The organism is Fulvimarina thalattae, assembly GCF_040239565.1.
GTDB lineage: Bacteria > Pseudomonadota > Alphaproteobacteria > Rhizobiales > Rhizobiaceae > Fulvimarina.
This window is the reverse complement of sequence record NZ_JBEHWS010000002.1, coordinates 1-23,747: the sequence shown is the minus strand read 5'-3', so window position 1 is coordinate 23,747 and position 23,747 is coordinate 1. Positions and strand designations below refer to the sequence as shown.

Annotated in this window: 22 protein-coding genes and 1 riboswitch; of the genes, 9 read left to right on the top strand and 13 right to left on the bottom strand. The window is 61.6% G+C overall.

Features of this window, described 5'->3' with window-relative positions; all coding sequences use genetic code 11:
* Positions 1-14: 14 nt before the first annotated feature.
* From ABRA89_RS03105 to ABRA89_RS03080, 6 genes are all read right to left on the bottom strand, one after another.
* A complete protein-coding gene (locus ABRA89_RS03105) occupies positions 15-947 on the bottom strand; it encodes a lipid A biosynthesis lauroyl acyltransferase (protein WP_349940000.1) in 933 nt (310 codons plus the stop codon).
* Between the two features lie 28 nt (positions 948-975).
* A complete protein-coding gene (locus ABRA89_RS03100; protein ID WP_349939999.1) occupies positions 976-2,010 on the bottom strand; it encodes a zinc-binding dehydrogenase in 1,035 nt (344 codons plus the stop codon).
* 43 nt (positions 2,011-2,053) lie between these two features.
* Positions 2,054-3,334 (bottom strand): beta-ketoacyl-ACP synthase, encoded by a 1,281-nt coding sequence (locus tag ABRA89_RS03095; protein WP_349939998.1) that lies wholly within the window; start codon positions 3,332-3,334, stop codon positions 2,054-2,056.
* A 37-nt stretch (positions 3,335-3,371) separates the two neighbouring features.
* Entirely contained in the window at positions 3,372-4,568 is a 1,197-nt protein-coding gene (locus tag ABRA89_RS03090) for a beta-ketoacyl-ACP synthase (RefSeq protein ID WP_349939997.1), read from the bottom strand.
* 76 nt (positions 4,569-4,644) lie between these two features.
* A complete protein-coding gene (locus ABRA89_RS03085) occupies positions 4,645-4,926 on the bottom strand; it encodes an acyl carrier protein (protein ID WP_007065694.1) in 282 nt (93 codons plus the stop codon).
* Between the two features lie 159 nt (positions 4,927-5,085).
* The gene (locus ABRA89_RS03080; protein ID WP_349939996.1) at positions 5,086-7,032 is read right to left on the bottom strand and encodes a M23 family metallopeptidase; all 1,947 of its coding nucleotides are present in this window, start codon (positions 7,030-7,032) and stop codon (positions 5,086-5,088) included.
* Between the two features lie 263 nt (positions 7,033-7,295).
* On the opposite strand from ABRA89_RS03080, the gene ABRA89_RS03075 reads away from it, so the two are divergent.
* The 4 genes from ABRA89_RS03075 (at position 7,296) to ABRA89_RS03060 (ending at position 11,853) form a co-directional block, all read left to right on the top strand.
* Entirely contained in the window at positions 7,296-8,423 is a 1,128-nt protein-coding gene (locus tag ABRA89_RS03075) for an App1 family protein (RefSeq protein WP_349939995.1), read from the top strand.
* Between the two features lie 317 nt (positions 8,424-8,740).
* Complete coding sequence (gene egtB / locus ABRA89_RS03070; protein WP_349939994.1) at positions 8,741-10,021, top strand: ergothioneine biosynthesis protein EgtB; 1,281 nt, start codon at positions 8,741-8,743, stop codon at positions 10,019-10,021.
* Positions 10,022-10,026: 5 nt separating this feature from the next.
* The gene (gene egtD / locus ABRA89_RS03065; RefSeq protein ID WP_349939993.1) at positions 10,027-10,992 is read left to right on the top strand and encodes an L-histidine N(alpha)-methyltransferase; all 966 of its coding nucleotides are present in this window, start codon (positions 10,027-10,029) and stop codon (positions 10,990-10,992) included.
* A gap of 81 nt (positions 10,993-11,073) precedes the next feature.
* Positions 11,074-11,853 (top strand): succinate dehydrogenase iron-sulfur subunit, encoded by a 780-nt coding sequence (locus ABRA89_RS03060; protein WP_349939992.1) that lies wholly within the window; start codon positions 11,074-11,076, stop codon positions 11,851-11,853.
* Between the two features lie 446 nt (positions 11,854-12,299).
* On the opposite strand, the gene ABRA89_RS03055 is transcribed toward ABRA89_RS03060, so the two are convergent.
* The 5 genes from ABRA89_RS03055 to ABRA89_RS03035 form a co-directional block, all read right to left on the bottom strand.
* Positions 12,300-12,779, bottom strand: a complete 480-nt coding sequence (locus tag ABRA89_RS03055; protein WP_349939991.1) for a hypothetical protein — start codon at positions 12,777-12,779, stop codon at positions 12,300-12,302.
* A 145-nt stretch (positions 12,780-12,924) separates the two neighbouring features.
* Positions 12,925-14,145, bottom strand: a complete 1,221-nt coding sequence (locus tag ABRA89_RS03050) for an agmatinase family protein (protein ID WP_349939990.1) — start codon at positions 14,143-14,145, stop codon at positions 12,925-12,927.
* Positions 14,142-14,933: an ABC transporter ATP-binding protein gene (locus ABRA89_RS03045; protein ID WP_349939989.1), complete on the bottom strand. Its 792-nt coding sequence runs from the start codon at positions 14,931-14,933 to the stop codon at positions 14,142-14,144. Before ABRA89_RS03045 ends, ABRA89_RS03050 begins: the two co-directional genes overlap by 4 nt.
* Positions 14,930-15,751 carry an ABC transporter permease gene (locus tag ABRA89_RS03040; protein ID WP_349939988.1) on the bottom strand — a complete coding sequence of 274 codons (822 nt, stop codon included), beginning with the start codon at positions 15,749-15,751 and terminating at the stop codon, positions 14,930-14,932. The genes ABRA89_RS03045 and ABRA89_RS03040 overlap by 4 nt, the downstream gene beginning before the upstream one ends.
* Before the next feature lie 12 nt (positions 15,752-15,763).
* Positions 15,764-16,816, bottom strand: coding sequence for a putative urea ABC transporter substrate-binding protein (locus ABRA89_RS03035; RefSeq protein ID WP_349939987.1), 1,053 nt, complete (start codon positions 16,814-16,816; stop codon positions 15,764-15,766).
* 99 nt (positions 16,817-16,915) lie between these two features.
* Positions 16,916-17,024, bottom strand: a riboswitch (guanidine-I (ykkC/yxkD leader).
* Positions 17,025-17,289: 265 nt separating this feature from the next.
* Here ABRA89_RS03035 and ABRA89_RS03030 point away from each other — a divergent pair.
* The 4 genes from ABRA89_RS03030 (at position 17,290) to ABRA89_RS03015 (ending at position 20,356) form a co-directional block, all read left to right on the top strand.
* Entirely contained in the window at positions 17,290-17,967 is a 678-nt protein-coding gene (locus tag ABRA89_RS03030; RefSeq protein ID WP_349939986.1) for a cell wall hydrolase, read from the top strand.
* Positions 17,954-18,310, top strand: a complete 357-nt coding sequence (locus ABRA89_RS03025; RefSeq protein WP_349939985.1) for a hypothetical protein — start codon at positions 17,954-17,956, stop codon at positions 18,308-18,310. The genes ABRA89_RS03030 and ABRA89_RS03025 overlap by 14 nt, the downstream gene beginning before the upstream one ends.
* A complete protein-coding gene (locus tag ABRA89_RS03020; RefSeq protein WP_349939984.1) occupies positions 18,307-18,591 on the top strand; it encodes a type II toxin-antitoxin system RelE/ParE family toxin in 285 nt (94 codons plus the stop codon). Before ABRA89_RS03025 ends, ABRA89_RS03020 begins: the two co-directional genes overlap by 4 nt.
* Before the next feature lie 295 nt (positions 18,592-18,886).
* Positions 18,887-20,356, top strand: a complete 1,470-nt coding sequence (locus tag ABRA89_RS03015) for an alkaline phosphatase D family protein (RefSeq protein ID WP_349939983.1) — start codon at positions 18,887-18,889, stop codon at positions 20,354-20,356.
* Positions 20,357-20,365: 9 nt separating this feature from the next.
* Here ABRA89_RS03015 and ABRA89_RS03010 read toward each other — a convergent pair whose 3' ends face one another.
* Positions 20,366-20,953 (bottom strand): protein-S-isoprenylcysteine O-methyltransferase, encoded by a 588-nt coding sequence (locus ABRA89_RS03010; RefSeq protein ID WP_349939982.1) that lies wholly within the window; start codon positions 20,951-20,953, stop codon positions 20,366-20,368.
* Positions 20,950-22,239 carry a hypothetical protein gene (locus tag ABRA89_RS03005; protein ID WP_349939981.1) on the bottom strand — a complete coding sequence of 430 codons (1,290 nt, stop codon included), beginning with the start codon at positions 22,237-22,239 and terminating at the stop codon, positions 20,950-20,952. The genes ABRA89_RS03010 and ABRA89_RS03005 overlap by 4 nt, the downstream gene beginning before the upstream one ends.
* 262 nt (positions 22,240-22,501) lie before the next feature.
* Here ABRA89_RS03005 and ABRA89_RS03000 point away from each other — a divergent pair, with 262 nt between their 5' ends.
* Positions 22,502-23,125 (top strand): ribonuclease D, encoded by a 624-nt coding sequence (locus ABRA89_RS03000; RefSeq protein WP_349939980.1) that lies wholly within the window; start codon positions 22,502-22,504, stop codon positions 23,123-23,125.
* Positions 23,126-23,747: the final 622 nt, after the last annotated feature.

The window sequence follows — 23,747 nt, the reverse complement described above, 5'->3', positions numbered from 1 at the left end:
CGCGCGTCAGGCGGTCACCGGAGCTTCTTTTTCTGGCTCCAGCGGTCGTGAAACCACATCCATTGCTCGGGATATTCGCGCACCCATTCCTCGACGACATCGTTGAGGGTCTGGCAGCTGGCAGCGATATCGATCTCGCCGTCGGCGCCGCGCGGCAGATCGAGGCGCGGCTGGAGCTCCAGCCGGTAACGCGAGTTGTCGAGGCGGATGCAGCGCGCCGGGTAGACCTCGGCTCCGTATTGCCGGGCAAGCTTCGGCAGGAGCGGGTTGGTCTTGCAGGGCAGGCCGAAAAAGCTCGTCCGCTCGCCCCGCCGGAACTTCTGATCGACGAGGACGCCGACCGAGCTTCCGCCCTTCAGGATGCCCGCCAAAGCCCAGGTCGCGCCGGTCTTGGAGGGAACCAGATGTCCGCCGGCCGTGTGCCGGGCCGCCAGCACCTTTTCGGCGACATAGCGGTTGTTGGGCTGGCGGAAGAGGGCGGTGAATTCGAGGTCGTAGGACGCCGCGCCGATCGGCAGGAGCTCGAAACAGCCCATATGGGCCGTGAAGAAGATGAAGGGGCCTTTTCTGTCCCTGAGTTCGATGAAGGTCTCGATGCCCTCGACCTCGATGCGGCCTGCGTTCGGGCGCGAGTCGTCGAAATCGAAGAGATCGTCGAGAAAGACGAACTCGGCGGCCATACGGCCGATATGGCCCCAATTGCTGCGCGCCGTCTTCTCGACCCAGGCATCGTCCTTTTCAGGGAAGGCGCGTTTGAGATTGTGCACCGCGAGCTTGTGGCGCGGCGTGAACGGACCCAGCGTGCGGGCAACGCGATCGGCAAGCCATAGACCCGTTTCGGGCGGCAGCACGCGCACGATCGAAAGGAGGGCAAAGAGGATCTTAGCGACCACCCAATCCGTGAAGCGCTTCGTGCGAAGCGCCAGTTTCATGAGGCGTGGGTTCATGATGTCATGCGAATGACGGGCAGCAAGGTCACGCGTCGCTCATCTTCAGGATGACCTTACCAAAGACCTGCCGGCCTTCCATGCGCTGAAGGGCGACCTCGATCTCGTCCATGGTGACCTCGGTGTCGATGACCGGGTGGACGAGGCCGCGCGCGATCTTCTGCATGGCATTGGCCATGTTCTCCATCCGGCAGCCGAAAGAGCCGAAGAGCTTCAGCTGCTGCTGGAAAAGCATCATCAGGTTCACATCGGTCGAGACGCCGGAGGTAGAGCCGCAGGTGACCAGCCGGCCGCCGCGCTTCATGCACAGCATCGATCCCGCGAAGGTGTCCTTGCCGACATGCTCGAAAACGACGTCGACGCCCTTCTTCTTGGTCAGCTTTCGCGTGACGCCTTCGAACCGGTCTTCGCGATAGTTGATCACGTGATCGGCGCCGAGGGCCTTAGCTTTCTCTATCTTATCATCCGACCCGACCGTGGTGATGACCGTGCAGCCGATCTTCTTGGCGAGCTGGATCGCCACCGAGCCGATACCGGAGCCACCGGCATGGATGAGGATCGTCTCGCCGGGTTCGAGCTTGGCATTGTCGAAGAGCATGTGCTCCACAGTGCCGAAGGTGACCGGAGCAAGCGCGGCTCCGACGGCGTCACAGCCGGGAGGTGCCGGTACGAGAAGGCGAGCCGGCAGGTTCACGTATTCCTGGGCGAAGCCGTCGAGATGGAAACCGTGGACCCCGGAGACGTGCTCGCAGAGATTGTCGCGGCCTTCCCGGCAAGGCTTGCAGAGGCCGCATGTGCGCGCGCCATAGATCGAGACGAGCTGACCTGGAAGCAGCGAAGAAACGCCCTGGCCGAGCGTCGTGACGACGCCTGAGGCTTCGGCGCCGATGACGAGCGGCATCTTGCGCTTGGCGAAGGCCATGCCGCGCCAGCCCCACACATCGATATGGTTCAGTGCGACGGTCGCGACCCGGACCGTGACCTCGCCGGGACCCGGTGCTTCGGGCTCGGGCAGATCGACGATCTTGAGGTCCTTGTCGCCGACAAGCTGAAGTGCGCGCATCCTGAAGGCTCTCGTTCTGGAATCGGTGTTCGCGCCGGACTTATCAGTTCGCGCGGCCGAAGACGAGACAGGCGTTTTGTCCGCCGAAGCCGAAAGAATTGGACAGAACCGCGCGAATATCAGCTTTCCGCGCCGTGTTCGGAACAGTGTCGAGCTCGATCTTCGGATCGGGTATGTCGTAATTGATCGTCGGCGGCAGCACGCCTTCGCGCAGGGCGAGGATCGAGAACACCGCCTCGATGGCACCCGCCGCTGTCAGGGTATGGCCGATCATCGACTTGTTGGAAGAGATCGGCGTCGAGGCGAGAGCGTCCCCGAAGACTGCCGCGAGGCCGGTCGCCTCCATGCGGTCGTTCTCCGGCGTCGAGGTGCCATGGGCGTTGATGTAGTCGATATCGTCGGGCGTCAGGCCCGCATCCTCGATGCCGGCCTTGATCGCACCGATGATGGGCGAGCCGTCCGGTTTGGAGCGTGTGCGGTGGAAGTCGTCGGCCCGCTCGCCGCAGCCGAGAATGAGCCCGTGAACCTTCGCGCCGCGCGCAAGGGCGCTGTCGAGGGATTCCAGAACCAGCGCGCCGGCGCCTTCCGCCATGACGAAGCCGTCGCGATCCTTCGAGAAGGGTTTTGAGGCTTTTGCCGGATCCTCGTTCGACGTCGAGAGCGCGGACAGCAGCGAGAAGCGGATGAGGGATTCCTGGCTGATCGAACCGTCGGTGCCGATGCAGATCGCGCGGGCCGTCTCGCCGCGCCGGATCGCCTCGACGCCGAGCTGGATGGCGCTAGCGCCGGAGGCACAGGCCGTCGAGAGCGTGATCGGAAGGCCGCGCGTGCCGAGCCGGTCGGCCAGCAACTCGGAAATCCGGCTGCACTGGGTGGAATTGTAGATCGCGCGGTCGGGGTGCTTGCGGGCGATCTCAAGCAGGCGTTCATAGCCGGCTTCTTCTCGGGTCGCCCCATCTTGCTTGTCGAGCGCCAGACGGAAGCGCCATTCCATCTCGACCGGCGGGGCAGCGAGGAAGAGCGGACCGCCGAAATCGTCCTCCGGGAAACCGGCCATGATCACGGCTTCCGCGCCAGCGGCTTCCGCCATCGCATAGGACAGGTCGACGGAGCTCGCATTCTTGTCGAGCATGAAGTCGACGGAGCCGCTGATCGTCGTGCGCAGGCCCTCGGTATCGAAGCGCTCGATCCGGTGGATGCCGGATGTGCCGCTCGTCAGCTTGTCCCAGTTTTCCTCGATGCCGCGGCCGAGCGCGGAAACCGCGCCGAGACCGGTAACGGCAATGATCGAGCGGCCGAGGTGATCGCGAGTGTTTGTCGTCATTTGCGAAACGTCTTTCTGCCGAAGCGCCGAGAAGGGATCAGGATCCGTCCACCGCTTCCAGATAACAGGCACCCTCGGCATGAAGATGGCCGATCGCGGTCACCAATGCGCGTTTGGCGGCGGCGCCTTGTGCCCGCTCGTTCGCCGGGTCCGTCGGCGTCAGAATGGAGCCACGGGAAAGTGCGCCGGCGGCAAGTGCGATACCGGCCGGAACATGGGCCTCGAAGGAATGACCGAGGAGCGAGCCGTAGGCGATTCGCGCGGCGTCCGGATAGGCTTTGTCGAGCGCCTCGGTTTCGATCTTCGCGTGGTCGGCGAGGCCGCTCGCCCCGGACAGGAGGAGAAGGTCCGATGGATCGACTTCGGGCAGCAATTCGGCGAACCGCTTTGCGGTCCTGTCCCCGTCACGCTTGCCGCGATCTCCGACGGCGGAGACGAGCTTGGCATAGACCTTCGCGCCGCGCTTCTCCGCATGTTCCGGAGATTCAAGGATGAGGAACGCCCCGACGCTGCCGACGGCGATTCCGTCCTTGCCGTCCTGCCGGGCGAGAACCGGTGCCCATTCGCTCTTCAGCATCAGTTCGGCGAGATCGAAATTGAGGATGAGATCACGCCGTGCGGCAGAGAAAGAGCCGCCGACGAGCGCGATCTCGCTCTGGCCGCTCGCGATGCGCGCGCGGGTCGAATAGACCGCGGAAATCCCGGCCGCCTCTTCACCCATGAAGGTGCGCGACGAACCGGTCACCTTCTGAACGATCGAGATATTGCCGGCGAGGAGGTTGGAGAGCTGGGCTAGGAACAGCGTTGGTCGCAGCTCGGTCGAAAGCGTCTCGTTGATGACCTTTTCAGGCGCGTTCGACTTGCGTGCCCGCTCCATCACCATCGCGTCGACAGCGGAATCGCGTTCGCCACCACCTGCGGCCACCACCATGTCGATCTCGGAGCGGATACTCTCGTCGAACGGGATCCCGGCGTCTTCGAGGGCGAGCCCGGCGGCATAGGTGCCGAGCTTCTGCCAGTTCTCCATCTGCCGCTGGTCGCCGCGCTTCGGGATCTGCTTGGACCAGTCGATCTCGGGCAGCGGATGGACCGAGTAGGGGGCATAGGCTTCGCGTTCGAGCACCGGCTCCGGCGCGTTTCCGGAGAAATGCTCCAGATGCGCGTCGAGCCCTTCCCCGAGCGAGGAGACGAGTCCGATGCCGGTCACGAGAACGTCGCGGGAAGTGGTGGACATGCTTGCGGGCCGAAAAGGTTGGTGCCTGAAAAAGGACTGCGATGTGCCTGGTGGGCGCGGCGATAGCCGTTAAAGGTCAGGCCGCCTTTTCGGCGCGCAGTTCGTCGATCTTGGCGCAGAGGTTCTTCATGATGAAGTATTCCTCGGTCTCGACCTCGCCTTCGTTGACCTCCTGGGTCCATTTCTCCAGCGGGATCTTGATGCCGAATTCCTTGTCGATCGCGAACACGATGTCGAGGAAGTCGAGGGAGTCGATGCCGAGATCGTTGATCACGTGGCTTTCGGGCGTGATCGTTTCACGTTCGATTTCGCTCGTTTCGGCGATGATGTCGGCAACCTTGTCGAATGTGGACGACACTGGGAGTCTCGCTTTTTCTGAATGGGACCTGAAAATTCGAGCGAAGCTATAGGGAATCGCCTCGCCGATTGAAAGCGATCGGATACCTTAAGGCTTTCTCGTGTGGCCCGGTTGCTGCAACCCTGTGACCGTTTCATGACGCATTGCGCCGCCACTACCTCAGCGCGAGGCGATCTGCGGGGCTTCGAAGCGTTCCGCAATCAAGGCATCGATGCGTTCGCGCTCCAGATTGAAGGTCGAAAGGTCGTCGCCCTTCAGAACCGTCTCCGAGCCCACCTTGATGCGCATCGGATCGACCTTCTTGCCGTTGACCTCGATCTCATAATGAAGATGGTTGCCGGTCGAAAGGCCTGTCGACCCGACATAGCCGATCACCTGGCCCTGGCTGACGTGCCCGCCGGCACTGATGCCTTTGGCGAAACCGGACTGGTGCGAATAGGACGTCACGTAGCCATTTGCGTGCTTGATCTTGATGTGGCGGCCATAGCCCGACTTCCAGCCCGCTTCGAGAACAGTGCCACTCGCGGCCGCGAGGATAGGCGTACCGCGCGGTGCCGCCCAGTCGACGCCCCAGTGCGGGCGGACATAGCCGAGCACGGGATGTTTGCGTCCGGTCGAGAAAGCGGAGGTAAACCGGCCACGGGGTAAGGGCTTGCGGATCAGGAATTGACGCGCGCTGCGGCCTTCGCTGTCGAAATAGGCGGCATGTTCGGCGCCATCCGGTTTGAAGCGATAAAGTCGCTTTTCCATGTCGCCGAGTTCGAGATGTACAAAGAGGATGTCCGAACGCGATGCACCCTGTCCCTCGCGCCCCTCGTCCATCGTATAGAAGACCGACAGCCTGTCCGTCGGGGCAAGGCGCGACTGCAGATCTACATCGCTGGCGATCGTGCGAATCAGCTCCTGGCACATCATGGTGTCGAAGCCGTAGGCGAGGCCGGCCTGGTAGATGCCGTCATAGATCGTCGGCATGTCGGAGCGGATCGGTGCCTCGCTCTCGCGTTCATCGAAGATCGCCGCGACAGAGTCCGCCATTTCGGGCGCAAGGCCTTCTTCGAATATGTTGTCTTTGGTCTTGGCCGTCGTGCCAAGATGCTTCTTGCCGCGATACGCCGAAAGGCGGACGACCTCGCGTTTGTCGCCGACGCTTTCGATGCCGAGCCGCAGGGCGTCCCCTGCTTCAAGCGCCGTATCGCCGAGGAGTTCGCCGAGGGCGGCGGCTGCCTCTTCGCTTTCGATGCCACGCTCGCTCAGCCCGGCGAGTGCGTCGGTGACCGACTGCTCCTCGCGAAGCGGCAGGATCTCCTCGTAGAACCTGGCATGTTCGCTCGCCGTTTCCGATGGCTCGAACGAGACGTTTTCCTGGATGACACGGAAGGCGGAGCCCGGCTCGTAATTGTCGGCTTCGCTGCCGAAGCCAAACCGGAACGGATCGACCCTGGAGAGCGACGCAACCTGAACGGGCTCGTAGCTCAGCCCCGGCATCGCTTGGCGGACGAGCTGTTCCGCCGTTTCCGATGTCAGAGGCGGCGCGTTTTCATAGGTCGTCTCGTCGAACGGAAAGTCCGAGACCTTGAGCGTGATGTCGGTCTCGACGCGCTCACCGTAAATCTGGGTCGCGGCGAGAGAGAGCCGGTCGGTATCCTCGGCTGCCTCGGAAGAGGACTCCTCGGCCTCAGACATGATGGTGAGCGGGTTGAAGTCAGGGTATTCTTGGGTTGTCGGATGACGGGCGGCGAGCAGCATGTTGACCAGCGCGAAGGGCTGGGTCGAGACGACTTCGCGATCACCCTCGCGCACGATGGTCGAAAGTTCGACGACCTGATGGGAGCTGGCGAGAGGAAGCGCAGTTGCGATGACGCGCGCACCTTTTTCGGCGACGTCCGAGATTTCGGCGACTTGCGTTGCAAGATGGGACGGGCGTGAGACACCGGCGCCCCCTTCGAGCGCAGCCGACAGGGCGATTCCCATGAGCGCGCTCGACGTCACGCCCGTCAGAAGCGTGCCGGTGAGCCAGCGGAGCGATACCTGTCTGCGGTCGGGCTTGCGCCGACGGTCCACCAAAAGTGGTGGTTCATCGCCGAAAGCCGGCTTCGATTGGGCCAAGACCCCTCATCCCCTCGAGCCATTGTCTTGCGTTGGCGTGTCGATCAAAAAAAGGGCGAAAGCAAGAAGCCAGGCCTTGCCGCTCTGCTTTCGCGCAAGGCGCTACCGAACAGCGTTCCGGACAGCCAGGCACCTTCGCGTCCTTCTGCACTGATTTCTCAACGACACAATGTTGGCGGCAAAACAAGCATGGACATGGCGGCACCCGCAACCGCCTATGTTTCGTGCCTTGCTGGCCTATGTCACCGCCGATGGCAGGCAGAATGATCCGAAAAGGCGTCCACTGGGCCGAAAAGCGGTGGGACAAGGTCCGGTTCGAGGCGAAGCGCCGCCTCGGCAAGTTGGGCACGCCCATCCTTTTACCTTTCGTGGGGATGGCCGGCGCCGAAGGTGTCTGGATGCGCGGGCGGGTGATCGAGGACAATGGCGCGATCAGCGCGCCGCCGACCGAATCGCTGATCGAAAATCTCAAGCTCACTTTCAAGCGGTACGAGACCGACGAGATTTTCGACGCCCAGATCTTCTGGAGTATCGGCGATCAGAGCGGCGAGACGCGTACGAACGAAGAAGGCTATTTCGATATCAACGTCTCACTTGATCCGAACACGCTCTCCCAGCCTTGGGACAAGGTCCGGATCGAATTGGGTGAAGTGCCGGGCTACGAATCGGCGCGCAAGGATATAGGGGGCGAGCTTCCCGTTCGCTCGGTGTCGGACAAGGCCGAGTACGGTGTGATTTCCGATATCGACGATACGATCGTGAAGACGGGCGCCTTCAACTTCGTAAAGCACTGGCGGACTGTCGTCGCCAATTCCGCAGAGACGCGAACGGCCTTTCCCGGCGTTTCGCATTTCTACCGCGCGCTCGCAAAGGGAGAAGCCGGACCGGAGACGAACCCGGTATTCTTCGTTTCGTCCAGTCCCTGGAACTTGTTCGATCTCTTCGACCGGTTTCTCGTCATCCACGAGATTCCGCGCGGGCCGCTGTTTCTGAAGGATTTCGGGCTCGATGCCTCGAAATGGCTGACCGGCGGTCACGACAACCACAAGACCAAGATGATCGAGCGGATCTTTTGCGCCTATCCGCATCTCAACTTCCTGCTTATCGGCGATTCCGGACAGGACGACGGGCGCATCTATGCCGATGTGGCAAGCAAACATCCGGGCCGCGTGGCGCAGGTTCACATCCGCGACGTGACCAAGGGCGTTCTGGAAGATCACATCACCAACGGCATCGACGAGCTGAAGGAGATGGGAATTCCGGTGACACTTGCGCCGACGCTCTATGAAGCGGCCAAGCAAGCCCAGAAAGCCGGGTTTATCTCCGAGGGCGATGTTCGCGACGTACAGAACAGGATTCTCGAGCGCGAGCGAAGCGAGACTGTCGAGTAGCGAACCGAAGCGTGTTTGGCCGCGGGTGCCCGCGATAGAATGGCACAGGTCGAGTCGGCCGGGCCCCGTCTGGCGGTAATGCCGAGAAGCCCCGGAAACCCAGGCTAGTTCAATGGCCTGGGGCTGGTGTGGGCTTCGGGTGGTGCCGCGGCGAGCATGAACCGGTGATGGCGATCGGCAGCCGGGCAAGTTTTGGCTTCATTGCACTGTCGCCTTCGATGCTTAGCTACCGTCGCACCGTATGAAGGTCCATCGGCATCGTGGCGTGCCCGATCGATGGACCGGGTCCATTGACACGCGAAAGCGAGGAGGTCCCCATGGCCGCTCTCACCGACAACCTTGCCCGTCGAGCGACGCCAGCCGAATTGACGGAGCGCTACGAAAGCGTGCGTCAGGCGAGCAACGGGCTCGGCGCCAACCTTTCCGATGCCGATGCGACGGTCCAGTCGATGCCGGATGCGAGCCCGGCCAAATGGCATCTGGCGCATACGACCTGGTTCTTCGAGACGATGATCCTAAAGGGGCGCAATCCGGGCTACAAGCCCTTCGACGAGAGCTACAACTTCCTCTTCAATTCCTATTACGAGAGCGTGGGCGAGCGACAGCCGCGGCCGAAGCGCGGCATGGTCACGCGCCCTGCGCTCGACGAGGTGATGGCCTACCGCGAGTACGTCGATGCGGCGATGTCCAGCCTTTTAGAAGACGGGCCGAGCGAAGACGTCGCCGAACTGGTCGAGCTTGGCTGCCATCACGAGCAGCAGCATCAGGAACTGCTTCTAACCGACATCCTGCATCTCTTTGCGCAAAGCCCGCTGAAGCCGGCCTTCAAGGACCCGCAGCCGCTGGCGGTCGAGGCCCGGGATGCGGCGCCGGTGTTCTACAAGGCGTTCGATGGCGGGATCGTCGAGATCGGCCATCAGGGCGAGAGCTTCGCCTTCGATTGCGAAGGGCCACGTCATCGCACGCTTCTCGAGCCCTACAAGCTCGCCGATCGCCTCGTCTCCAATGGAGAATGGATCGACTTCATAGAGGACGGCGGCTATCGCGATCCGCTCCTCTGGCTCTCCTCAGGCTGGGCGGACATTCTGGAGAACGGCTGGGAGATGCCCTTTTACTGGGACAAGCGTGACGGCGAGTACTGGTCGATGACACTGCGCGGCTTCCAGCCGGTCGACCGCTCCGCGCCGGTCACCCATCTCAGCTATTTCGAGGCGGATGCCTTCGCCGCCTGGGCGGGCAAGCGCCTGCCGAGCGAGGCCGAGTGGGAAAACGCCGCGAAAGGCGTTTCGATGGACGGCAATTTCGCCGATTCGGGCCGGCTGCGCCCGAAGCCGGCGTCTGCTGACGGTACCGGCCTCAAGCAGATGTTCGGCGATTGCTGGGAATGGACCCGCAGCGCCTTCTCCGCCTATCCGGGTTTCAAGCCGGTCGAAGGCGCGGTCGGTGAATACAACGGCAAGTTCATGTGCGGCCAGTTCGTGCTGCGCGGCGGCTCCTGCGTGACGCCGCCCGCCCATATCCGTCCGACCTATCGCAATTTCTTCCCGCCCGATGCCCGCTGGCAGTTCTCGGGCCTGCGTCTCGCGGAGGACAATTGATCGCCATGGATGTCGTCGATATCGATTTCGAGCAGCGCGAGGCGTTTCTCGCCGACGTGCTGGAAGGGCTTTCTCGGAAACAGAAGACGCTGCCGAGCCGTTGGCTCTACGACGACGAGGGCTCGGAGCTTTTCGAAGCGATCACCGCCGTCGACGAATATTATCCGACGCGCACCGAGACGAAGATTCTCAACGAGAATGCCGCTGAGATCGGTGCTGCCTTTGGCGAAGGCGCCGTGCTGATTGAATACGGTGCCGGAGCGGGCGTGAAGACGGAGATCGTCCTCTCCGCGCTCAAGAGGCCTGAATGCTATGTGCCGGTCGATATCGCGGGCGACTTTCTGGAAATCTCTGCAGAACGGCTTCGCGGGAGATTTCCAAACCTGACCATCCGCCCTGTCACGGCAGATTTTACGGCCGACTTCGACCTGCCCTCCGATCTTCCTGCGGATAATCGCGGCGCTTTCTTTCCCGGCTCGACGCTCGGCAATCTCGGACGCGAGGAAGCGTACGCGCTGCTCCGGCGTGTGCGCGGCCATGTGGGGCAGGGCGGCCGCTTCGTGATCGGTATCGACCTGAAGAAAGACATCGAGACCCTGCTCGCGGCCTATGACGACAAGGCGGGCGTGACCGCGGCCTTCAATCTGAACATCCTGACGCGGATCAATCGCGAGCTCGGCGGCTCATTCGATCATGCGAGCTTCGAACACGAGGCGCGCTGGAACCCGGAGGCATCAGCTGTCGAGATGCACCTCGTTTGCGTGAACCCGACCCGCGCTGCGGTGGGTGATCAGACCTTCGTCTTCGAAGGTGGTGAAACGATCCACACCGAGAGTTCCCGGAAATACGATCTCGACGATTTCGCCGAGCTTTCGAATTCGGCCGGCTGGTCGTTGGATCAGACGTGGACCGATCCGCAATCGCTCTTTGCGGTGGTGGCTTTGACGGCGCAAGACGGTGCGGGCGCATAGGCCGCGCCGATTCGCCCCTTCCGTTTTGCGGTGCACTCGTTATGTTGCGCTTCGATAGTAACAGGACCGGATTGAACGACCATGGTCGAACTCGCGCTTCCGAAAAACTCGACGATCAACGAGGGCAAGACCTGGGATCGGCCCAAAGGCGCGAACAACATCCGCGAATTCAAGATCTATCGCTGGTCGCCGGATGACGACGAGAACCCGCGCATCGATACCTATTATGTCGACCTCGACGATTGCGGGCCGATGGTCCTCGATGCGCTGTTGTGGATCAAGAACAAGGTCGACTCGACGCTGACGCTGCGCCGCTCGTGCCGCGAGGGCATTTGCGGGTCTTGCGCGATGAATATCGACGGCGCGAATACGCTCGCCTGCACCAAGGGCATGGACGAGATCGACGGTTCGGTCGCCATCTATCCGCTGCCGCATATGCCGGTTGTGAAAGACCTCGTGCCGGACCTGACTGTTCCTTACGCGCAGCTTCGCTCGATCGAGCCCTGGCTCAAGACCGAAAGCCCGGAGCCGCAGAAGGAGTGGAAGCAGAGCCATGAGGATCGCGAGAAGCTCGACGGGCTCTACGAGTGTATTCTCTGCTTCTGCTGCCAGACCTCGTGCCCTTCCTATTGGTGGAACGGCGAGCGCTATCTTGGTCCCGCCGTGCTGCTTCAGGCCTATCGCTGGCTGATCGACAGCCGCGACGAAGCCAAGGGCGAGCGGCTCGATGTGCTCGAAGATCCGTTCAAGCTCTACCGCTGCCACACGATCATGAATTGTACGCAGTCCTGTCCGAAGGGACTGAACCCTGCGAAGGCGATCGCGGAAATCAAGAAGATGATGGTCGAGCGGCGCGTCTGACATTTCAGGCTGCTGACAAGCGGATTGACGTTGGCGGATCGAGGCTGAAAGTCTCCCTCTACAATTGACAAGACCCTCGGCATTTGGGTGCCGAGGGTCTTTGCTTGTGCGGGGAGACGGGAGCCGATCTCAGTGGCAGATCTTCACCTTCCGCCATTCGTAGATCGCGTTGCCGAAATAGTTGTAGCCGACGAACATCTTCTGCTTCTTCCAGACGCGCTTTTCGTAGGAATGAGAGCGTCAGTATCCCTTGCCATCGCTGCCGGCCTGAGCGCCGGTCGTTGTGGCGGTTGCAGCGAGGCTGAGGGTGGCGAGGGCGAGGACGGTGTTGCGGATAATGGGGCTTCCATCTCTGAATTAGGGCGGTCGTTTCGTCCGCCGATATCCAGAAGTTACCGATCCGCTGGTCGGCTCTCAGTGACCTCAGTCACACCCCGAACGGCCCATCAATCCGTCTTGAGTGCCCGAGCTTCCTCGAAGGAGAGTTCGCGCGCTGCGGCGCCGTCGAAATAGATGAAGGCGAGATTGTCGCGCTTCGAGACCATCGCTCCGGGCAGGGGATCGTAGCGGAATGTCTGCCCTCCGAGATGCGGGGTGAGCGAGCCCATGTCCACTCGCCGCTCCTGTGAGACGCGCAGGAGCTTGAGTTCGGTGCCGTCCGCAAGGCGCGCCTTGAATGGAATGCCGGCAAGGCGCAGAAAGCTTGTCGGATCGTTGGCGGCCTGAAAGCCCTCGACGAAGGCCTTCTCGACGAGATCGAGATCCGTCTCGTGGAGGTGCGGATGGTCATGCCCGCCCTCTGCTCCGTGCGGCAGATGCGGGGTCTGCCATTGGGCCGTATCCATCTGATTGTGGCCCGCTCCGCCCCGCGGCATGTCGTAAGGATGGAAGTGATCGTGATGAACGTGGTCGTGATCGCGGTGCATGGTCGTCTCGATTCAGATTGGAATGTCGCTTTTCGTTTGGAAACAAGCGACGCCGACCGCATCCTGATGATGCGGTCGGCAGTGAGAAAAGCGCGGGCCGTCTTCTGGCAAACAGGAGGCGTAGCGCTTCGTGTGTGGCGCGTTCCTAGAAGGCGACCGGCTTGTCGATGATCGCCTTGTGCTTGCCCATCGTGCCGTGTGCGCACATGGAGCCAAGCGCCTCGACTGCGACGCGCACACCCATCAGGGCGGTGATGTCGGAGGTGTCATAGGGCGGCGAGACCTCGACGACTTCAAGGCCGCAGATGCCGGGGGCCGAGACGAGGCCGAGGATTTTGAGTGCCTCGCGCGGCAGGAAGCCACCGGGCTCCGGCCAGCCCGTGCCGGGAACGAAGCCGCAGTCGAGGCTGTCCACATCGAAGGAGACGTAGACCGCGTCGGCATCCTTCCAGGCGAGTTCGAGCGCGATCTCGGCGGTCTTTTCGAGGCCGTAATGCTCGATGTCCTCGATCGTGAGAACGTTGGTCTGGCGCCGGTAGGCTTCCTTCGCGCCGGGGCGTGGGACCTGCCACCCGCCGATGCCAAGCTGGACGAGATTGACCGCCGGCACGTTCGGCAGATTCGTCGCCCAGTACCAGGGCGTCGTGTGCATGCGTTCGTCGAGATCCTTTTCCTGGATATCGATGTGCCGGTCGAAATGAATAATACCGATGCGCTTAGACGTGCATTCGGCAATGCCGCGCACACAAGGGAAGCCGATCGAGTGATCGCCGCCAAGCATGATCGGCAGCGCGCCCGAGGAAAAGACGTGGCTCACGCCTCGGCTGATCTGGTCGAACGACTTTTCGAGATTGCCGGGAATCGTAAAGACGTCGCCGGCATCGCAGAGCGTCATCTGCTCGCGAAGATCGACACCGAGTTCGTAGTTGTAGGTGGTATAGAGCGCCGAGATGCGGCGGATTCCCTGCGGCCCGAAGCGCGTACCGGGCCGGTAGGTCGTGCCGGAATCGAATGGGATGCCGAGGACGGCGGCGTCATATTTGCCGACGTCGCGGACATTCTCGACATACGGCGCCTTCAAGAAAGTGTTGATACCGGCGAAATGCGGAAGTTCGCCGCGCGCGAAGGTGGGGATCGACTTGTCGGTGATCGAATCGGCACCGGGCAGGCCCATGTCGAGCGCCCACTTCTGCTCGCGCTTCCAGCCGTCGGCGGAAAGCTTGTCCTCGGCCTCCAGCGCCTTCCAACCGCGCGTTTCCTTCGCGTCGAAGTTCGGATGGTGGAGCCGCTCGCGCTTGGGCGAGGGGCTGGCGCCGGCCTTTCGGCTAAAGCGTGCAGGGCGTTCGAAACGGTTTTCGAAGGTCATTGAGTTTGTTCCGTTTGCGATTTCTTGAGGGCGGCTTCCGCCTCGGCTTCGGCATCCTTTCGCCGGCTGCCGTGGTCGAGCGGTAGATCATAGGTGACGGTTGCGCCATAGGCGTTTGGAAATTGCGGATCGTGGCGCACCTTGTCGAAGACGAGGAGCCGCGTGCCGAGTTCGAAGGCCTCCTTGATATCATGGGTGACCATGAAGACGGTCATCCCGGTCTCGCGCCAGAGATCGAGAAGGAGCGCCTGCATGTCCTTGCGGGTGCCCGGATCGAGCGCGCCGAAGGGCTCGTCGAGGAGCATGATCTTCGGCCGCTTCAGGAGGGCCTGACCGATCGCTAGCCGCTGCTGCATACCGCCCGAGAGCTGGGCGGGATAGCGGTTCGCCGCGTGGTCGAGCCCGATCGTCTTCATCATTTCCTGAGCCTGCTCGCGGGCTTCTTTCTTCCTGGCGCCGAAGAGGCGGCCGAGAAAGGCGGAGCCTTCCAGATCGAAGGCAAGCATCAGGTTCTGGAGCACGGTCAGATGGGGGAAGACCGAGTATTTCTGGAAAACGACTCCCCGCTCCGGATCTGGTTCGGGCGCCATTTCGTGGCCGTCGATCTCCACATGCCCACGCGATGGCCGTTCCTGGCCGAGGAGGATGCGCAGGAATGTCGATTTTCCGCAGCCGGAGGCGCCGACGATGGTGACGAAGGCGCCTTTCGTGACGGAGAGCGAGACCTGTTCGAGGATCTGGGCATCGCCGTAGGAGACGGCGATCTGTCGGGCGTTGACGAAGCTCATAGGCTGTCTCCCGTCAGATGGGCCCAGCGGAACACCCGGCGCGACAGGATCGCGAGCGCCCGGTCGATGGCATAGGCGAGAATGGTGATCCAGATCACGTATGGGATGATCACGTCCATCGCGAGATAGCGGCGGACGAGGAATATCCGGTAGCCAAGCCCCTCCGTTGAAGCGATGGCTTCGGCGGAGATCAAGAAGATCCAGGCGGGCACGAGGCCAAGGCGGATCGCGCGGATGAGGTGCGGCCATAGCTGCGGAAGGATCACCCGCATGGTGATCTGCCACGTCGAGGCCCCGAGGGTCTCGGCCTTGACGATCTGCTCTCGCGGTATGTCGAGTATGGCCTGGCCGAGCGCGCGGATCATCAGTGGCGCGGTGCCGACGACGACCAGCCCGATCTTGGCGGCTTCACCCAGTCCTAGAACGATAAAGAGTATCGGCAGGACTGTGATCGGCGGGATCAGCGAGAATGCCGAGACGAAGGGCGAGAACAGCGCGCGACCGATCGGCAGAATGCCGATGAGCGCGCCGACGATGAGTGCGATGACGGCGGCGATCGCCATGCCGATGAACAGGCGTTCCAGACTCGCGAGCGTGTCGACCCAGAGGAGATAATCGCCCGTGCGCCTGTCCGGGACGAAGGCCATAGTGTTGACCGCCGTCGCGATCGCCTCGAAGGAGGGCAGCAGCTTGTCGGCCGGATTGTCGGCGCGGCGGATCGCGCTGCCGATCGCATAGGCGACGATCGCTGCGACGAAGGGGAGGGCACCCAGCGCGATACGCGCCGGGCGACCGGGTTTGCGGTTGATCAGCCGCATGGCGAGCGCCCCTTACAGGGAGCCGTCTGCGGCCATCTGCATGTAGGACGGGTCATAGCGGAACTGGATATTGTTCGTGTCGCCCGTCGTCTTGTCGCCCGGATAGGCAACGCCGATGAAGTCGGCGCTCGGCGCACCGGTGCCGAGGATGCCGTGATCGAACAGGAAGTTCGCGACGAATGTCATCGTCTCGGGAAGGTCGGCCGACTGGGTGAACTCGACCGCCTCGGCTGGCTTGTAGAACATGGCGGTCTTTTCAAGCTGGGCCTTGTAGCCTTCGAGGTCGGTTCCGGCGGCCTCCGCCATCGCCGTCAGAACTTCCTCGTTACCCGACTCCATGAGGTCCATGGTTTCATACCACGCGCCGACGAGCGCCTTGCCGAAATCGGGATTGGCTTCGAGCGTCTCGGTGTTGACGACCATCAGGTCGATGATTTCGCCCGGGATTTCAGAAGAGTTGAAGACCTCGGTCGTGTCCGGCATCGACAGGATTTCCGACAGGAGCGGGTTCCAGGTCACGACGGAGGTGACGTCCGGCGTCGAGAACGCGGCGACGAGATCGGCATCGGAGGTGTTGACCACCGTCAGGTCCTGTTCGGACATGTCGACCGTGTCGAGAGCCCGGGCGAGGAGGTAATGCGAGACAGAAAGCTCGACGAGATTGACGTTCTGACCCTTGATTGAAGCGAGATCGCCGTCGCCCTTGAGCACGATGCCATCATTGCCATCGGAATAGTCGCCGACGATGAGTGCGGTCGTATCGACGCCGCCGCCGGCAGGGATCGACAGCGCGTCCATATTGGTCATGGAGCAGCCGTCATATTGGCCGGCTGTGTACTGATTGATCGACTCGACGTAGTCGTTGATCTGCACGGCATCGATGCTGATCTCGTACTTGTCGGCCCACTTTTTGAGGATGCCCGAGTCCTGCATGTAGCCCCACGGCATCCAGCCGGCATAGATCGACCAGCAGACGGAGAAGTCGGTTCTCTCCTGCGCGAGTGCGCCTGAAGGCGTGAGGAAGGTCGCGGCGCTGAAAGCGAGGGCGGTGGCGAGACTCTTCATGAGGCAGCATCCTTTTCGTCGCATTGGGCCGAAGCGGCCAATCTGGTTTTCGCGCGAAGAGGACCGGGAGACGGCCCGCTCGCGCGGGTCCGTGCGGCGTTCTCCCGGGATTTTGGCCCGCCGTGTCTCCCCGCCTGATCACGGGGAGTGCGTCTCTCGGACCAGCCGCATCCATTGAACGAATGCCGGAACCCTAGACGCACCGCACGGATCTACACATACAAGTGCCGTGCCATTCCTGACTAATCAGGGCCAATCGGCTCAGTTCAGGGCTTTTCGCGATGGTTTGCGTCTTTTATGGGCAGCGCTGCGCCTAAAGCTTGAGCAGCCTCACAAGGCGGGCGCATCCCCCTAAGCTCGCGCAAGATGGGTCAGGCTTCTCGATGCGTGGCTGCAACAGTCGTCCCCGGTTCGATAGGCAAGGACCAGGTCTGCCGATTTCTGGCCCGATTCCGGGAACACGGCTTTTCCCCATGAAAACGACGCACCACACCTTTCTCCGCTGCGGCCTTCTTGCCGCGCTTCTCGTGCCGCTCGCTGGCTGCATGAACTCGCGCTCGCCCGTCGAGGAGGTTCTCGCCTCCGTCGATGTAGGAGAGCAGACATGCCTTGCCCGCGCGATGTATTTCGAATCGAACCGCTCCAGCGAGGAGGGCATGCTGGCCGTCGGTACGGTCGTCATGAACCGGGTCGAGAGCGAGTCTTTTCCGAACGATGTTTGCGGTGTGGTGTCACAGCCGGGCCAGTTCGCTCCGGGCGTCATGACCCGGGAGATGAATTCCGGCCGGGAACTCGCGATGAACACGGCCGCCAGGGTCCTGCGCGGCGAGCGCTACGAAGCCGTCCGAACCGCACGCTTCTTCCATACGGCGGGCCACAGTTTCAGCTATCCGAACATGCATTATGTCGCGATCGCCGGCGGTAATTCGTTCTACGAGAAGATCGGCCGAAAGCTGCGCAGCCAGGTTCCGCTCGCGACCCAGGCCGATGTGAAGGCCGGCAGGCCGAGTTTCGACTTCGCAGCGCTCTCGCAGGGCGGCGATACGGAAAGCGACTCGATGGAAGCGATGGCTCTTGGGCAGACGAAACCCAAGACCGACAGCAATCCGTTCATGGCGCTGTTCGGCTCGCTTTCAGGTGGCAAGCAGTAGCGGTCCGGCATGCCCGAACGGGACTCACTTTGCCGAAAGCTGCCGTTTCAGTCGCTTCGAAACATCATTCTGTCGAGCACTTTTTTGTCAGTCTGTTTGGAGCCATATTCTCTTCATGACTGAACTCCTCGAACAGGCCATCGAACGCGTTCGCTCCCTGCCACCCGAAACGCAGGATGATTTCGCGCGGGTTTTATTGCGGCTGGCTGGTCACGACGAGGCAGTCTTTCGGCTTTCGCCCGAGGAAGAGGCGGATTTGATCGAAGCGGAAGCTGAGATCGAACGCGGAGAGTTTGCCAGTGACGACGATGTCGATGCGGTTTTCTCGAAATACAAATTGTGAAGCTCCGCTATACCCGCACCGCACTGCGCGAAATCGATAAGGCGTTATCATACACCTCTGAACGATCGCCGCAGGGAGCGGCCGCGCTTCGCCAGCGGATCCTTACGGCCGTCGATCTGATCCGAGATCATGCGCAGGCGGGGCAGATGACGAGCCGCCGCGACTTCCGGCGTGTGGTCCTGTCGCCTTACCCTTATGTTCTGTTCTATCGCGTCGCGGCCGACGAGATCGTTGTTGCCCGGTTTCGTCACGCGGCTCGCAAACCTCTTTCGGAGAGCTAGTTTTGCCTCCTGGAGCGGGGACGCTTCGGGATGCGGTAGCTTCTAGGGCCTGCTTTTGCGCTGTGTTCCTGGATCGCGCTGGGAGTGTCTCGTGAGCGCGTATGGGCTGGCTTCCTTCCGCATTCTCCTCGCTTCGCTTTGTCTGAAAGCATGACGTTCGTCTCCGCCCCAAACCCGAATTCGAGACCTGCGGCGCCATTGACGCGTTGCGAAGTGCGGCCGCGTTCTTAGATCATCAGCCGGGACCATCGAGCCACGCCCTATACCCTGTGGCTTTTCAGGCAAGGATCGGAACATGGCTCAGACCTCGAACGGCGACGGCATCCGCTCAGCCGGACTTTCGGTCGGTCCCATTCTGATTTCGCGTGGCGTCGAAGCAGATCGGCACCGTGTTGTCGCGATCCTCGTGCGTCCGGAGAACGAAGCTGCGCCGGAATTCGTGATGTCCGATCGTGGAGTGGTGGAAGTCGAACTTCTCGCAACCCTGTTCGGCTCGAAGGTCTGGCGCTACAGTTTCGACGCGCCCGCTGCCGAAGCCGTCGACTATACGCTTGGCGGCGAGTCGCGGCAGATCGCGCCTTGCGGGACCGATGACCTCCGGATCGCCTATGTGTCCTGCAACGGTCAGGAAGACGGAGATCTGGAACGTCCGCTCGAAGAGCGTGAAGTGATGTGGGACCGGCTCGTCACCCAGCATCGGCAGGATCCGTTCGGATTGCTCTGCGAGGGCGGCGATCAGCTCTACGCCGACGACGTTCTCCAATGCCATCCCGATGTGATCGCCTGGGACGAGGCCTCGGACGAAGACTGTGCTTCAATGCCGCTGAGCGAGGAAGCGCGCGACGCGATCCGCTTCTTCTATTTCAACCGATACGCGATCACGTACTGTCGCCCGTCCATGGCGTTGATGTCTGCGGAAGTGCCTGCCATGATGATGTGGGACGACCACGACATCATCGACGGCTGGGGCAGCCATGCCGACGAGGTTCTCGACAGCCCGATTGGTCGGGGCATCTTCGAGGCTGCGCGGGAGATGTTCCTGCTCTTCCAGCTCGGAATCGGCGAGAATCCACTGCCATCCTGCTTCCACGACAAATCGCGCGAGAGCCTGAGTTTCACCCTCGACTTTCCAGGCATAAGGGTGATCGTTCCCGATCTTCGCAGTGAACGTCGGCGTGACCGCGTAATGGGCCCTAAGGGCTGGAGCGGGTTCGAAGCCGCAATGGCCGACACGCCTGCGAATACGCGTATCCTGATCATGTCGAGCGTCCCGGTAATGGGCCCGCGGCTCTCCTGGCTGGAATTGGTTGCAGACTACGTGCCGCCGGCCCGGGAATATGAGGACGACCTGCGGGACCAATGGCAGAGCCGTAGCCATCGTGAGGAGTGGAAGCGCTTCCTTCGTATTATCGCGGAGGCCCAGGAAGGAACATCAAATCGGGTGACGATCCTTTCGGGAGAGATACATCTCGCCACCCGCGGAGAGATGCGCCTCAAGGACAAGTCTTTGATCCATCAGCTCGTCTCGTCCGGTATCTCGCACGGTGCGCCACCCAAAGCCTATGCACTCGTTCTCACAATGCTGGCGCGCCTCGGCGAGAGCCCGCTTCCCAAGCGCAAGATCAAGATGCACCGCATGCCATCGGCGCGCACGATCTATGTCGAGGAACGCAACTTCATGGTTCTCGAGCGGGACGGCCAAAACTGGTCCGCCTTCTGGGACCTTGAGGATCAGGGCAAGACGGCGTCACTCGAACTCCAGTAGACGTCCCGGTCAGTAGATGCCGGGGATAATTCGCGCTGTCCGCTGGCGATAGTCGCGATATTCCTCGCCGAACGCCGTTTCCATCATGTCCTCCTCGGGGCCGACCCGCAGGAAGAACAGCGTCCCGAAGCCAACGAGGCCAGCCAGACCCGCAATCCAGTTCGGCAAGAGCAGTGCCTGGGCAAGCGCCATCGACCAGAATGCCGAATACATCGGATGGCGCACCTTCTCGTAGATGCCGGTTGTGACGAGCTTGTGCTTTTCGCGCAGATCGAGAGAGACCGACCACATCTTGCCGAGCGCCTTGTGGGTCAGCCGGAAGAGCGTGAGGGCCAGGATACCGACCGCAACCCCGAGCAGCAGCTGGACGACAGACAGGCTGTAGTCGGCGAAATCGGGAAAACCCGTTGCGACGAAGAGCCCGGGAATCAGCCCCAGGCCGCTGAAGGAAACCAGCATCCGAAGGGTTTCCGCACCACCGCGCCGGGTGGCCCTGACCTTGGCCCGTTTGGCGCGGCGCTCGAATGGATAACGGATGACATACCAGCCGATCACCATGATGACCCAGGAGAACATTCCGGCGAGTTCGACGGTCATCGTGCGGTCTCCTGAACGAGGGTCGGTTCCGGTTCGGCGATGACCGTGTTTCCGAGCCTCTTTTCCCGCTGCTGCGCAAGTGGCGCCCGGTTGATCGTGCGATGCTCGCGGAAGGCCTGCATCGATGCCGGTCCGAGAAGCAGCATATGGAACGAATAGGGGCTGCGGCGCTCGACCGCGAGGACGAATTGCCGGTGAAGCCGGAAGAAATCACGCTTGATTCGCCGGTAGGTCGCGGGTGCCACCATCTGCCTCAATCGCAATTTGACGACGAGCGGCATCGGGTCCGCGGCAATGCCGAGTGATCCTGCTGGGTTTGACTTGTAGAAGTTGATCGGATCGGTCAGCGCTTGACAATCGGTCCATGGAATGCCGTGATCGACCGTCAGATGTCGAACCGCCTCGCGCTGCTCCTCGGCCTTCGGATGAAGCGCCGTCTTCATCAGACTGGACCCGACGGTGAGGATATGCAGCGGCACGTTCGGTGCGAGACCGTTCGCGAATGCTCTTGCGAGCGCCGGAACCGCAAAGCTCGCGCCGAGCGAATGCGCGGCGACGATGATCTCGTCCGGTTCTCCCGACTGTGCCCTGTCTTTGAGCCGTTTTGCGAACTCGTCGATGCGTCGGTCGAGCTTGGGATTGGTGCCCTCGCAGAGTTCCCGCGCCAGCGCCCAGTCGTCGAAAGCCGTCGTCAGAAACCAGCGGCGATTGGCGAGATAGAAGAGGATCGCCGACGCGGCCGTTCCTATCAGAATGCCTGCGAGCCATGTCGTCGGCCCGTCGAACAGACTGCCCAGCGTAAGTGCCAGCGCAACACCGATCGCAAGGATCGCGAGCGTCAGGAGGATCGGAAAGAGGAAGAACAGCGCATATCGCCAGGACGTCCGGCAATAACGAAAGAAGGTGCCGTTGATCAGGAACGCGCCGAGTGCCGCGAACCCGCGGCTGACACGTTTGGGGAGATATATGGCCGCATACTCCTCGATGAGATCGTCCCACGTGCAGAAGATGAGATCGGTATCGACGCTTTCTTTGGCGTCCCGCGGCGTCAATCTGGCATTGAGCTCGTTCGCAGCCTTATCTCCGACGGTAAGCGACTGGTTCTTATCGGCCGTCGCATCCCCTGCGGTAAAAGCGACCTCAGCTTCGAACACGGCAGCCGAACGCTCCGCAGCCCGCCGAAAACGTGCGATCTGTGCCTCTGGCGGAAGCGGTTCGAAACCCGGAAAGACGAAAACGAGGCGTTTGGCGATCGATACGTCACTGCTGGTTTCGGGTCTTGTCATCGGTCTCGTCACTTGCCTTCATCGCGATGTCGATGGGCCGCAGTCTACCGCGCATACCGTACGACACTTTGGAAATCATCCAGCGCCGACCGAGTTTCCGCCTTCGATATCGTTGCCGATCTCAAGTGTACCCGCGACGAGCTATTTCGATCCGCATAGCTTCTAGACGGAAAACGAATGCGGCTCCAAGCCATGGGTTTCCATTCGTGCCGGTTGGTTTATGGAGAACCAAATCTCTGCAAGACCGATGAAAGACGACTTCATGACCATTCGCGTTCACAAGGGCGACCTTCCCAATCTCGACCGCTATTCCGGTCCAGTCGCGATCGACACGGAAACCCTCGGCCTCAATACGTTGCGTGACCGGCTTTGCGTGGTGCAACTCTCGCCGGGGGACGGCACGGCCGACGTCGTCCAGATCGCCAAGGGGCAAAGCGAAGCCCCGAATATAACCGCGCTTCTCGCCGACGCTTCCAGGACGAAGATCTTTCACTATGCCCGCTTCGATGTGGCCGCGCTTTACCATGCCTTCGGGACGATGACCGATGGCATCTTCTGCACCAAGATCGCCTCGCGCCTGACACGGACCTATACAGATCGTCACGGGTTGAAGGATCTCGCCCGCGAGCTGGTCGGCGTCGATCTCTCCAAGCAGCAGCAATCGTCCGACTGGGCGGTCGAAACGCTCAGCCCGGCGCAGCTCGACTATGCGGCCTCGGACGTCCTTTACCTCCACGATATCATGGGCGCCCTTTACAAGAGGCTTGAGCGGGAAGAGCGGATGGATCTGGCGCGTGAATGCTTCCGTTTCCTGCCGACGCGCGTTCGTATGGATCTCGCGGGCTGGGAAAACGAGGACCTCTTCTCCCACAGCGTGCGTTCTTAAAGATCGGGCGCATAAGGTCGCCCGCAGTGGCCTCCGCCGGTCGACAGCGGGCCGCAGGCGAGGGTTTTCAGGGCTCCGCGAAAAAATCGCCTCTTCTTCGATTTCGCTGTTGACGGGGCGCTCAAGAGGGGGCTATAAGGTGTTCATCAACGACGGCGTTGGCGCCGAGCGAGTTGATTGAGCCGAGAGCTGAAAGTTCTCGTTTTCTGTCATTTCATCGACTGGTCATCTTCTGATGAGGAAGTGTCCGGTTCGAATTCGCGCCTTCATTCGTCGCTATCTCGGTCTCGGCGTATAGCATTCGACCTGTACTTGCGGGTTGGGTCTCGTCGTGTCCGGCGCAGGGTTTTTTTCTCTGCGTGTTCTTTGACAAGTTGGTTATGTTTATTGAGAAGAAAGAGAGACGTGGGCGGCGTTTTTGCGGCTCCTGGCTTTCGGTAGGGTACCTTTGCCTTTACCGGATGACTGGGGAGAGCTTTTGAACGCTGACTTATGTCTTGTCTTTCGAAGCATAGATGACGTTGGTTGTCTTGTTGGTTGGGGTTTCGGCCTTGGCTGATGGATGATCGACGATGCCGGGTCTCTTTTTGTCTGGTTGGCTTTCGGGTCGGCTGGATTTTTT